The organism is Paenibacillus nitricinens (assembly GCF_052056485.1).
GTDB lineage: Bacteria > Bacillota > Bacilli > Paenibacillales > Paenibacillaceae > Paenibacillus_AQ > Paenibacillus_AQ nitricinens.
Genome location: NZ_CP183948.1, coordinates 966,887 through 979,412, shown reverse-complemented (window position 1 = coordinate 979,412; position 12,526 = coordinate 966,887). Strand labels below are relative to the sequence as shown.

General features: G+C 44.4%; 9 protein-coding genes. 4 read left to right on the top strand and 5 right to left on the bottom strand.

The window, feature by feature from the left end; genetic code table 11:
* Positions 1-6 precede the first annotated feature (6 nt).
* From ACN6KS_RS04375 to ACN6KS_RS04365, 3 genes are read left to right on the top strand one after another with little or no spacing between them, the layout of a single operon-like run.
* Positions 7-1,860 carry a sensor histidine kinase gene (locus ACN6KS_RS04375; RefSeq protein ID WP_440961441.1) on the top strand — a complete coding sequence of 618 codons (1,854 nt, stop codon included), beginning with the start codon at positions 7-9 and terminating at the stop codon, positions 1,858-1,860.
* Entirely contained in the window at positions 1,861-3,360 is a 1,500-nt protein-coding gene (locus tag ACN6KS_RS04370) for a response regulator (RefSeq protein ID WP_341133790.1), read from the top strand.
* On the top strand, positions 3,332-4,111 hold the full coding sequence (locus ACN6KS_RS04365; RefSeq protein ID WP_440961440.1) for a spermidine synthase: 780 nt from the start codon (positions 3,332-3,334) through the stop codon (positions 4,109-4,111). The genes ACN6KS_RS04370 and ACN6KS_RS04365 overlap by 29 nt, the downstream gene beginning before the upstream one ends.
* 82 nt (positions 4,112-4,193) lie before the next feature.
* On the opposite strand, the gene ACN6KS_RS04360 is transcribed toward ACN6KS_RS04365, so the two are convergent.
* The 5 genes from ACN6KS_RS04360 to ACN6KS_RS04340 form a co-directional block, all read right to left on the bottom strand.
* Positions 4,194-5,081: a sugar phosphate isomerase/epimerase family protein gene (locus ACN6KS_RS04360; protein ID WP_440961439.1), complete on the bottom strand. Its 888-nt coding sequence runs from the start codon at positions 5,079-5,081 to the stop codon at positions 4,194-4,196.
* Between the two features lie 38 nt (positions 5,082-5,119).
* Positions 5,120-6,148, bottom strand: coding sequence for a LacI family DNA-binding transcriptional regulator (locus ACN6KS_RS04355; RefSeq protein WP_341133787.1), 1,029 nt, complete (start codon positions 6,146-6,148; stop codon positions 5,120-5,122).
* A 68-nt stretch (positions 6,149-6,216) separates the two neighbouring features.
* The gene (locus ACN6KS_RS04350; RefSeq protein ID WP_440961438.1) at positions 6,217-7,791 is read right to left on the bottom strand and encodes a DUF3502 domain-containing protein; all 1,575 of its coding nucleotides are present in this window, start codon (positions 7,789-7,791) and stop codon (positions 6,217-6,219) included.
* Between the two features lie 75 nt (positions 7,792-7,866).
* Positions 7,867-8,763 carry a carbohydrate ABC transporter permease gene (locus ACN6KS_RS04345; protein WP_218832580.1) on the bottom strand — a complete coding sequence of 299 codons (897 nt, stop codon included), beginning with the start codon at positions 8,761-8,763 and terminating at the stop codon, positions 7,867-7,869.
* A gap of 28 nt (positions 8,764-8,791) precedes the next feature.
* Positions 8,792-9,727, bottom strand: coding sequence for an ABC transporter permease (locus ACN6KS_RS04340; protein ID WP_256989849.1), 936 nt, complete (start codon positions 9,725-9,727; stop codon positions 8,792-8,794).
* A 536-nt stretch (positions 9,728-10,263) separates the two neighbouring features.
* On the opposite strand from ACN6KS_RS04340, the gene bglX reads away from it, so the two are divergent.
* Entirely contained in the window at positions 10,264-12,423 is a 2,160-nt protein-coding gene (gene bglX / locus ACN6KS_RS04335) for a beta-glucosidase BglX (protein WP_440961437.1), read from the top strand.
* Positions 12,424-12,526: the final 103 nt, after the last annotated feature.

Below are 12,526 nucleotides of genomic sequence, written 5' to 3'. Positions count from 1 at the left end.
ACGCAAATGGTATCATTCATCCGGCTAGCCTTACGAAAAATGTGGTTGTTCCTTGCCAATCTTCCGATGGAGCGAAAACTGATCGTCGTATTTGTCTTTCTGATCTCGCTTCCAATCACTTATGTTAGTTATTTGTCCTCCCGCTCCATGTTCAATTCTGTTCTTGTGAATGCAACGGAAAGCGCGAACCAAATGACATCGAATGCCTCTGATACCATTGACCGTTATGTCGCCGATCTAAAAAGATACACAGCGCTACCGCTGTATAACACCGATGTACAATTCTACCTCACTCAGCAAAATACCGACTGGGATAAAAGTACTGGCATGGCGATGTTCCTGAGCTACTTGAAGCATACGAAGGAAGAGATCATCGCCGTGTACATGGTGGATCAGTACGGTTCTGTTTTTTATGATAGAGTCCCCGGAATCCACGAGCTGTACCCTGAAGAACGACTAGCCGAATGGAGAACCTTAAGTGATGAAGCTGGAGCCGCTCCTGTCATTCAAGGCAGACATACGATTCGTATAAACTCCAATGCCCATAGAGAGGTTTTCAGTGTACTTCGCACCATTAATTCTGTAAGCACGCTAGATCATATAGGAATTCTCGTATTTGATGTAGACATCAACTTGTTTAACGGGATTATTGATCCCGTAAACGCAGTTACACAAGGCAACACATTAATTGTAGATAATAACGGAGAACTGATCTATGACAGTGAAGACGCCTCAGACTCGATGCAAACCGGCGGGGAACAAAGACTGAACACGCAGCTTTTGCTGCAGCATGTGAATCAGCAACAGGATCATTTTCAAATAGAAATGAATGGTCAATCTTATCTTGCAGTGTATAGCGTCTCGAAACAGACAGGTTGGACGACTATGGTTACGATTCCTTTGGCCCGTATCCTGTCACCTGTACAGAAGAATCGCAATGCTCTTATATTAACTACACTGATCATTATTGCTTTTGCACTTTGCGTTGCCACGTTCATCTCACATGCGCTGACTAAACCCCTTAAATCTTTGGTCCGTCTAATGAAACGGGTACAGCACGGTAATCTGGATGTCTGGCAGCACTCCAAATATAATGATGAGATTGGAATGCTTGGCAGTCATTTTAATCGAATGATCATAAGGGTCAAGGATCTGCTACAGGAAGTATCCCTCACCGAGAAGCGTAAGCAGAAGGCTGATATGAGGGCACTTCAGAATCAGATCAATCCCCATTTTATTTATAATACGCTGGAGTCTATCCGTATGCTGGCAGAGAGCAATGATGACCCCCGTGTAGCGAAGCTCACCTATTTACTTGGACTTCAGATGCGTTACAGTATTGTCCGAAGCGAAGAAGCCGTTACGATCAGACAAGAGCTGGATCATGTTCGAAATTATTATCATCTGCTACAAATCCGGTTTCCAGATAAGTTCAATCTACACATTGATGTGCCAGAGAAATTTCTACATCTTCCTGTAATCAAACTTGTCTTCCAACCCATTGTGGAGAACGCAGTTTTTCATGGCTTAGATCAAAAAGTAGGTCTCGGTACCTTAACCATCACCGCATGGAGTGAGCAAGGAAATGTCGTATTCTGTGTAGAAGATGATGGCATCGGTATGGATGCTGCCACCCTTCGTTCCTTAAATCATAGTCTGCAAAGTGGGAATGTAAGCGAAATGTTTGGAATTGGCCTACGAAATGTGAATGAGAGAATCCGTCTGCATTACGGCAGCTCATTCGGGCTCCTTGTAGAGAGTAAGCTCGGAGTAGGTACTCGTGTTACACTGCGCATTGAGGACATTCCCTTCACTACTCATAGTGAAGATGATATGAATTATGGAGAGGAGATGCTCTGATTGCTGCGTATTGCAATTGTTGACGATGAAATCCTGATCCGCGAAGGTCTGGCCCGAATGATCAGCAAAGAAAATACTGAATTTCTGGTCATCGGCACCTACTCCGATGGGAAACATCTACTTGACGAGTTACCTTCGCTTCAGCTTGATGTTGTGATTACTGACATTCGTATGCCGCAAATTAACGGCTTGGAATTAATTAAACAATTAAAAGCCAGTCACCCGCAAATCCGCTCCATTCTAATGAGTGGATTTGTTGAATTTAATTATGCCAGAGAAGCCATACGTAGCTCTGCAGTAGACTACTTATTAAAGCCTATCGATAAGGAGCAATTATTCGACCTGCTTTATCAATTGGAGAAAGAGCAGCAGTTCTCTCGTGACAAGGAGGTACGTCACCGTACCGGTCTCCTACTGACCCTTCTTCAAGTCGACGAGCCCCCATCCCCCTTGCTTTTGTCGAGCCTTACTTTGCCCCAGCCTTATTTCTCAGTCTTTGTGTTCAAAGGAAGATCAAGAGAACCCGTCTGTTTCTGTGTAGACAGTCTGCGGCAAGAGAAGGCATTTAGTATCGACAGCTTAGAGATCCAAAATGGACTGCATGTCTGTATCCTGTATTCTACAAAACAACTCTCGGACAGCGATAGGAATGAAATCGGAGACAGGATTCGTATCTCTGCCAATGGTATGATACTGCATGTAGGTACTAGCAGTTCCTATAATGATACCGCCAAGCTCAGACAAGCGTATCAAGAGGCTAGGTTAGCCTGCAGTGTCGGCATCTATAACACTGACCGATTGCACTATGCTAATATTCAGAACATTCAGCAGCCTGAGATAAATATTCTCGAGCCTTTTAATGCGATCAAGGAACCATTAATCCATGATCTGCAGATCCTGAATATGGAGGGTGCTTTAGAGCGCGTGCGTAACTTATTCTCAATGTTGAAATCACAACAAGCTGTGCCCGATCAAATTCTCCGTGTCTGTCGATGGGTTATTGAATCTGCGCAGAAAGAATTGCAAGAATTTGAGACCCTCTACAAAGGTGCACCCTATCTTGGACTGGATGAAAGCATTACTTCCAGTATGAGATTCAGTGAAGTTGAGCGTGTATTCACCGACCATTTTTCAAGCATTTTATTTGAAATCAGAGCCCATCGCCTAGAGATGTCCGGTACAGCTGTAGAAACCATAAAGCGCTGGATATCAGCCAACTATAATCAACATGCGGATCTGAACACCTTAGCGAATATGGTTTTTTTGACACCAAGCTATCTAAGCAAGCTGTTCAAACAAGAAACTGGACTTACATTAACGGACTACATCACGGAAATCCGGCTACGTAAAGCCAAGCATCTGCTCAAGAATGCTCCTGACCTAAAGATTCACGAGATTGGAGCAGAAGTTGGATATGGCGATCCTGCCTATTTCAATAAGCTTTTTAAACGTGTAGTCGGCGTTACACCCAATGAATATAAACGAATTTCTATCGTATAAGGAGCTTGATCACTTGCAATCACAGATTCACACGAGCAGCGATAATCATGAAATCACCGTCTATGACACCACAGAACTATACGGTGAACAAGGTGCGTTCCGCGTCATGCAGTTTTCCAATCAGGCCATTCAAGGTGCGATGGATCTCAATCACCCAGAACGAGTTGTGTTTGAATATCCGCGAGCCATCATTCACTTGATGAAATGCAATGCTTCCTCTTTCGAGGACGCCTTTCTTATTGGTCATGGGATTGGAACGATTGCCGGGTATTTTCTAGACAAGAGATTTAAAGTAGCTGAGCTAGACAGCGAAGTAGTCGAATTAAGCCGCCGCTATTTTGGATACATCCAAGATAACGTAGTGATCGGTGACGGACGTCAGATCCTTGAAGGTGAAGAAACACAGAAATATGATTACATCGTCTTGGATGCTTTCACCGCTGCGGGCACGCCGAGGCACTTAATCTCCAGTGAATTTTTCAGCATCGCGCATTCAAAACTGAATACCGAAGGGTATCTCCTGATGAATCTGATGGGAAAAGGTGAAAATGATCCGCTCATTAATGCTATTTACACCACGCTCGCCGAACAATTTACCTATATTAAATCCTTTTCACTGCCTTCAGATGGGACTGCGGATATCAAAAATATCATTATTATAGGTGGATTTAAGCCGATCCGCTTTCAAGCTCGCCACATGGCAGGCTTTAATGAAATCCAGCTTGGGCAAGGATATCTTATACGGGATTAAGCTAAGCATATAAAAATGACCTCATCCTCCACTTTACTGTGGGTTTTGAGGTCATTTTTGAGTTGTTACTATCTGATATCCTTTACACCGGATTTGGGACAAAACTGCCACCTCGGCAATACTTCAAATAATTTAGCGCATGTACCTGTCCAGTCATTTCTAGTTCACCCTGGTAGACAGGATCATGCCAGCCTTCAATATCAATTGTTCCCTTATAACCAGCTTGGCGCAGAATCGAGATGATATCCACCCAGTTCGTATCCCCGAAGCCAGGCGTCCGGTCCCAGACATAAGGCTTAGGTCCATGAATTCCGTATTCCTTGACGATATCCCAGGCAATAGTGGCATCCTTGCCATGTACATGGAACACCTTATTCACCCATTTGCGTAGCTGCGGAATCGGATCAATGAGACCTATCAGCTGGTGGCACGGTTCCCATTCCAGACCCAGATTGTCTGCTGGCACAGCATTGAACATTTTCTCCCAGGCTGAAGGATTGTGAGCGATATTCCACTCTCCCGCCTGCCAATTTCCACCCATAGCGCAATTTTCAAAAGCAATTCTTAAGCCACGATCGGCTGCCCTTTTGGACAATTCACTAAACACCTCTGCAAATCTCGGAATCGAATCGTCAATCGAAGAACCTGGAAGACGTCCGGTGAATCCTCCGATAATATCTGTGCCAAATAAATGGGCATGATCAATCAATCGCTCCCAACTGGCGAGTGTGTCAGCATTGTCTCCATCTCCTGAAAGTGGATTTCCGTAAATCCCAACGGAAGAGATGACAAAATCATGCTCAGCAGCCAGCTCCTTTACTCGTGCAGCTGTTTCTATAAGATTAGTTTCACCTGTGGTCTGCCAAAAGTTCAGGTTAAAGGATTCAAAACCATGCTGAACGATTTGCGGAATCACGGTGACGGCCTCCCCGCCACGAACCAGAGTACCTATTCTCAATGTGTCTTGCATTTGGGTTACCACTCCAATGATAGCGTTTATAGTCAGTATTAAATCTTAATTGTTTTGAGCATCTTGCAAGAGCCTCGCTTGAGCAATACCGCATCGTAGACAATATGCTGATGACCTGACCTTCCGGAAATTAGATCAAACAGAACACCCACACTGGACAAAGCCATTTCTGTACCCGGTTGGCTGATCGTATCAAGGGAAGGATGAAAATATTCAGCCATTTCGATCCCGTCAAAGCCAATGATTGAAATATCATCTGGAATAGACAACCCCGCGGTAAGCACCGCCTTGGCTGCACCGATAGCAATCGTGTCGGAGGCTGCAAATATTGCGGTTACTCCCTTATTCCGTTTAAGCAATCTCCGCGCTGCATCAAATCCCGAGCTAGGACTATATTCACAATCCTCCACCAACTGTGGATCATAAGGCAGATTATGTTCTTCCAGTGCTTGTTTGTAGCCCAAATATCTCCGGTTTCCTGTTGTTTCATCCAATAAAGGGGACTTGGCTAGAAAACCGATATTCTCATGCCCAAGTGATATCAAATAATTGGTGGCCTTATAAGCTTCCTTCAATTCATTAATGGTGACACTAGAAAAGATATCAGGGTCCACCTCTTGTGTAGAGGTGATCGTCGTCAGTACAAACGGAACCGTCAGCTGCTTGAACTTCTCTTCGGAATGATTGTAGGTTCCGCCCATGAAGATGATCCCGCATAGATTTTTTTCTTTGGTGAGCTGAATGGCAGCATTGATTTCATCCGTACCATCCTCTACCTGATGAATGAGAAAGGGATAACCACGCAGATTAGCCTGCCGCTCGATTTCTTTAATCATATTGGAGAAAAACGGATTGGTAATCCCCTTAACCATAAGTGCAATGTTCTTTGACTCTGTAGTTTTTAAATTTCTTGCATTGGAATTGGGAATGTAATTATATTCCTTAACAACATTCAGAACCTTTTCCCGAGTAGCCTTACTCACCAGCCCCTTATTGTTGATGACCCTGGAGACCGTCGAGATGCCCACACCGGAAATCCGCGCGATATCCTTGATATTTACGTCCACTATACTCCCCCACTTATAAGTAAGGGAGCTATATGCTACTATAGCTCCCTCACACCTTTTAACGTTCTTTAGTTCACTGGAACAAACGCAGCCAATTGCTTTTCTACTTCGGCAATAACCTTGTCAATTCCTGCTTTTTTCAGTTGCTCACGGTAATCCGCTACAGCAGCTTTAGGATCTTTGCTTGTTTTACCAAGCATCAATTGAATACCAAGCTGGGAATTCACGTTGGAGATGGAAGCAATTTCTGTAGTTACATTCGATGGATCAAAGCTAAAGCCATTGTATGGATCATCGATAGCGACTTTATCCCACTCTGCAAATAAAGAGTTACGAATTGGGTTTTCTGTATCCGTAGGAACTACGAATTTGTCATTACGAAGTGACCAAGCCGCGAAACCTCCGCCGTCCGTTTTTTCGTTGAAGCCTGGAGGCTGCTTTTTAACACCATTTTCCATAACATATTGTTTGCCTTCAATACCGTTTTGGATGAGGTTGTAGTAGCTTTCGTCAGTCATGAACTTCTCGATCACCATCAGAGAACGCTCTGGATTCTCGGAGCTCGTGCTAATTACAGTCGAGTTATCAACACCCATCTTACGTTTGATCTTCTTGTTGGCTTCCGCAAAAGTAAAGAATGCAGTTTCTGCCTCTGGTTGTGCCTTCAAATCTGCACCGTATTGGCCAATCCAGTCCTGAGCATGAGTCAAATAACCAGCGGAGTTTGCTGCTCTGAAGTTATCTTTGCTGCCAAGAGTTGCAGACAGCACATCCTTGCCCCAGTATCCTTTATCTGCCCATTCACGCATTTTCACAGCCCAATCTTCGAATTCCTGAGTGTATGCTGGATGGAAGACGGTCTTGTAGTCCTCTGGACTTTTAGTCACAAGATTTAGTTCATTCAAAGATATACCAGGTGCGTTAAGCCACATTCCTGTAGTATCTACGAGCATTCTGAACATATTGGCCGCATCTTCTGACTTACCGTTAATTGGTGGGAAGGACTCATTGGCAACAACATTATCCATGTATTTAACCATGTCATCGATAGTTGTAATTTTTTCCATTCCGTATTTCTTCAACAGGTCTACACGATAGGCATAACCATTTGGTGTATATTCACTATAAAGACTCGGTACGCCATAGATTTTACCTTTGTACTTAGTATTTTCCCATACACTAGCAGGGATTTCTGCCTTCAGCTTAGGAGCAACTTTATCGAGCATATCGGTAAGGTCCACTAGAGCACCTTCACTAGCCAATGTGAAATAGGATACAGGTGCTCCTGGAGATGCATGAGACATATCAAACTGCTCGCCTGAAGCAAATAGCAACGGGTATTTCGTATTGATATCTGGCCAGTCAATATACTTCACTTCAATTGTAGCGTTGAGATCAGCCTTGAGCTTTTTGTTAATCTCAGCTAGAATCGCCTTATTTTGAACACCTTCACTACCCCACAGATAATACACCAACTTAGCTTCTTTGGAAGTGTCTACTCCTCCTGCATTCGTTGAAGCATCTGGTGCCTTCGTAGCTGCCGGATCATTACTCGCCTCGTTGTTCTTCGATGAACAGGCTGTCAATGCCCCAGTAAGCATAAGTACAGCAATTAAAGAAGACGCAATTTTTTTACCTTTCATTAGGTAAGCCTCCCTTTTCTTTTCTATTTATGAATTGCATTTATAATAAACGCGCCTTCGAAAAGGAGACGTCCATTAACCCTTTACAGCCCCAACGGTGAGGCCTGTTACGAAATAACGCTGTACAAATGGATAGAGGAGAATAATTGGCCCGGTGGCCAGCACAGCTGTAGCCATCTTGATGGATTGCGTTGGAAGATCAGCTGTATTGATAACTGCCCCCGAATTGATTAGTGTACCGAGATTCGTCTGATTGACCATTCGCTGCAAGAAGTATTGGAGTGGATATTTCGTCGGGGAGTCCATATATAACATCCCGTTGTACCACTCATTCCAAAAGCCTATCGCCGAGAAAAGCCCGATGGTAGCTAAGGAAGGAACCGCCAGCGGAATAAATATCCGCCAATAGATACGGAAGTCGCCAGCACCGTCAATGGTAGCAGATTCATATAAGGAATCCGGAATGGCCTTCATGAAATTACGCATCAGGAAGATCGACCATGCGCCAACTACAGCCGGTAGAATCATGGCAAATAAGTTGTCTTTCATATGCAGGTGCTTGACCATCAGGATATACGTTGGAATCAAGCCACCGCTGAAGAGTGTCGTAAAGTAAATTAGAAAGGAAAAGAAGTTGCGATACTTGAAATCCTTGCGGTTAAGCACGAAGCCAGCCATCGACATCATGAACAGTCCAAGGACCGTACCCACTACGGTTATAAAAATAGTTATCTTATAAGCATTTACTAGTTGCGTAGAGTTGTTAAACAACAATTCGTAAGCCTTAAAGGAAAATTCCTTAGGCAGCAGCTTGTAGCCTTCGCGGACAATTTCCTGCTCGTTCATAAACGATGAGGAGATCATTAGTGCAAAGGGAAATACACAGAACAGTGCAAAGATACTAATGCAGATATAGCTAATCACTTTTATGATAATACTTCCGGAATCCTGTTTGATTTTTTGAGTTTCCATATTCATCACCCCTGTTTCGTGTCTGGTTTTAGAACAATGCGCTGTCCGGCTCGACCTTACGTACAATAAAGTTAACTACTAGCACCAGAATCAGGCCAAACATGGATTGGTAGAAGCCCACCGCGGCGCCCATAGAGAAGTTGAATTGTCCCACCAGTGAACGGAAGACATAGGTATCGATAATATCCGTCTGCGGATACAGCACCGAGTTCGTACCGATCAGATTATAGAAAAGGTCAAAAGAGCCCTTGAGAATTCCACCCATACCAAACAGTAAAAGCAGAATAAAGGTTGGCTTCAGAATCGGTAAGGTCATATAACGGATCCGCTGCCAGGTAGTAGCTCCGTCCATATAAGCAGCCTCGTACAGATCATGATTAATCCCTGTGATCGTTGCCAGGTAGACAATCATTCCATATCCGGTAGCGGCCCAGATCTTGAAGGCTACTATGATATATTTCCATATGCCCGGATCAGAATAGAACTCGTAACGGTCTAGCCCCATTCCAGTTAGCATCGTATTGATGAACCCGGAATTAAAATTGAATATATTGTAGGCAAACACACCGACGATAACCATAGAGATAAAGTAAGGTAGGAGAATAACGGATTGAGACACTTTCTTGAACCACTTGCCCGAGATCTCCGATAGCATAATCGCAAACACAATTTGAATAATGTTACCCAGTGCTAGGAAGACGATGTTGTAAAGAAGCGTATTCTTGGTAATATTCCACAAATCTCCATTTTGAACCAGAAATTCGAAGTTTTTCAGACCGATAAAATCACTTCCGAAAATACCCTTGTTGAGCTTGTAATCTACAAATGCGACATAAGCGCCAGGCATTACGGCATAGTGAAAAATAATGAAGTATACGATTACAGGCAGCAACATTAGAAAAAGCACTTTGTTCTTAATGACTTCCCGGACAATATTTCCACCCGCAAGCTTAATTCTTGCCAATGAGCCCACCTCCAATTTGAAAGATGCATTTCATCACATGCATAACTTAGCTTCCTTTCTTGTCCCGCAACCAGCATGAAACTGCTTGCTCATCCTTTATAATAAGCGTATCGGATGATATAGAAACGTTTCCATAATTTCTTTGAAACTCCCTGTACGAAAATCATACTCCCTAGTTGTATGCGCTGTCAATTGATTTTATTTTTGATTTTCTAGTAATAAAAATCACATTTTATAACCTAAATATAATGATTCGGCCGATTTCACGAAGATAATTGACTTTTTATGGCCTTCGGACTAAGATCGATATGTATCGTTAATGGAAACGTTTCTATCTGTTCTTTCACAGACATGTCAGTCTCTATTATATGATGTCTGACAATGAACTCCCCGTTCTTATCTATCTCATGTCTCATCCAATTATATTTATCTGCGTGTGCATAGCGGCGAACTCAAATAGCAAGCGCTTTCTTATTGGTATAGCACATCTATTTGTCACAATAACTTTCAATGCGCTCACGAGGAAGGTGTTAACCATGACTAAACTGTTTATCCAAGATCTTGTGAACGATATGACGCTAGAAGAAAAGTTGGCCCAATTGACCCAGCTAGGCCCTCACTATTGGGGTTTGGATGATACCGTAGATTTAACCGGTCCATTCAAGGAGCTGAACATTAATCCGCAGCTAATGGAGAACATCGGAAGCGTTCTGAACGGCATTGGAGCCAGGAATGTGATTGATCTACAGACCCGGCATTTGCAAGCCAGCCGTCAGAAAATCCCCTTGCTCTTCATGGCGGATGTCATTCATGGCTACAGAACAATTCTTCCGATCCCGCTTGCGATAGGTTGTAGCTTTGATATGGAAGCTTGCGAGCGATTTGCTGAAGTTGCAGCCAAAGAGAGCGCAGCTGCCGGCATCCATCTCACTTTCTCACCTATGACAGATCTCGTACGCGATCCGCGCTGGGGACGGGTGATGGAGACATCCGGTGAGGATCCTTATCTGAATGCCCGTGTAACTGAGAGCATGGTACGGGGCTATCAGGGCAAAGACCTAAAAGAAAAAGGTCGTATCGCTGCCTGTGTGAAACACTTCGCCGGTTACGGCGCTCCCGAAGGCGGTCGAGAATATAATACGGTCGATATGTCCCTCGGCGTATTACGTGAGTTCTATCTACCAGCCTATAAAGCTGCTGTAGATGCTGGTGTAGCCATGGTGATGGCCGCATTCAATACGATTGACCGCATACCAGCAAGCGGTAATTCCAAACTTCTCCGGGGAATTTTGCGTGAGGAATGGGGCTTCAACGGCGTTACCATTGCCGACTTCAATTCCGTCAATGAGCTAATCCCTCATGGTGCAGCTGAGGATGGCCGTGAAGCAGCGGAGAAAAGTCTGGCTGCCGGACTAGATATTGAAATGATGTCCACCCATTATCTAAACCACGGCGCTGCTCTAGTCGAAGAAGGCAAGCTTGATATCTCCTTGATTGATGAAGCCGTTATCCGGGTGCTAGAACTCAAGGACGCTCTCGGCTTGTTTGACAATCCATTCAAGGATGCAGATCCAATAGTAGATGAGGCACCTACGCCGAGCGTAGAGAATTTACAAGCTGCGAGAGAGCTGGGTGCCAGCTCAGTGGTGCTGTTGAAAAATGACAATAACGCTCTGCCCCTTAAACACGGTATGAAGATTGGATTGGCTGGTCCCTTCGCCACCTCTATTCAAGTGCTGGGCGGCTGGTCTGGAACGGAAAAAGACCCAGCCGTATCACTCTACAATGGCATTTCTCAAAAAACATCTGCCGCGGATATTATTACGGCCATGACTGGTGAGCTGGGAAGCATGCTGGAGGGTGTTTTTGATGTGGAGGATGAAATCGAAGAAGCCTTCCAGCGCCTGAAAGATTGCGACGTCATTCTCACTGCTGTCGGTGAGAATCAGCAGGATACCGGGGAAGGCGGAAGCAAAACCAATCTGCGCTTGTCGACCAATCAGGAGAAGCTGATTTGGCGTCTGAAAGATACCGGCAAAAAGATTGTTACCATTGTATTTAGCGGCCGACCGCTGGAACTAAAGCCTGTTCTTGAGGCTAGCGACGCTTTGCTGCAAGCCTGGTTTCTGGGTACAGAATCCGGAAACTCACTAGCTGATGTGCTGTTCGGAGATTATAATCCGTCCGCTCGTTTATCTATGAGCTTTCCTTACTCGGTTGGGCAAATCCCTGTTTATTACAATGCCTATCAGACGGGACGCCCCTATGATCCTCTATATCCCAATGTACGTTATGTAACCCGATATTTGGATTGCCCTAATGATCCGCTGTTCTGCTTTGGCTATGGTCTGAGCTACTCCAGTTTTGATTACAGCAACTTCAATGTTGATGCTACCGATCGGATTGTTGCCTCCATTGAAGTGGAGAATACTTCAGACATCACCGGCAAGGAAACCGTTCAACTCTATATCCATGACGTTAGCGCAAGTGTTGTACGCCCGGTCAAGGAGCTGAAAGCCTTCCGACAAATTACACTCGCAGCGCATGAGAAACAAGTGGTTTCTTTCGAGATTACTAGAGAAATGCTGATGTTCTATGGAAAAGACGATCAAATGGTCTTCGAACCCGGAGAATTTGATATTATGATTGGTAGGAACTCCGGAGATCATTTCACCCAGCGGATCTGGATCGGCTAACGTCTATGGCTACATAGCTGATAGTGTCAGCCCTCACCCGGCTTGATGTCGCATAAGCGGCTCACGCTTCCGGAGCTTAGAATTCAATATCAGACAGTAAGGG

What these genes read in the sequence shown, in the direction of transcription:
- ACN6KS_RS04375 (WP_440961441.1), top strand. Translation starts at nt 7, where the DNA reads ATGGTATCATTCATCCGGCTAGCCTTACGAAAAATGTGGTTGTTCCTT.
- ACN6KS_RS04365 (WP_440961440.1), top strand. Translation starts at nt 3,332, where the DNA reads ATGAATATAAACGAATTTCTATCGTATAAGGAGCTTGATCACTTGCAA.
- ACN6KS_RS04360 (WP_440961439.1), bottom strand. Translation starts at nt 5,081, where the DNA reads ATGCAAGACACATTGAGAATAGGTACTCTGGTTCGTGGCGGGGAGGCC.
- ACN6KS_RS04350 (WP_440961438.1), bottom strand. Translation starts at nt 7,791, where the DNA reads ATGAAAGGTAAAAAAATTGCGTCTTCTTTAATTGCTGTACTTATGCTT.
- ACN6KS_RS04345 (WP_218832580.1), bottom strand. Translation starts at nt 8,763, where the DNA reads ATGGAAACTCAAAAAATCAAACAGGATTCCGGAAGTATTATCATAAAA.
- bglX (WP_440961437.1), top strand. Translation starts at nt 10,264, where the DNA reads ATGACTAAACTGTTTATCCAAGATCTTGTGAACGATATGACGCTAGAA.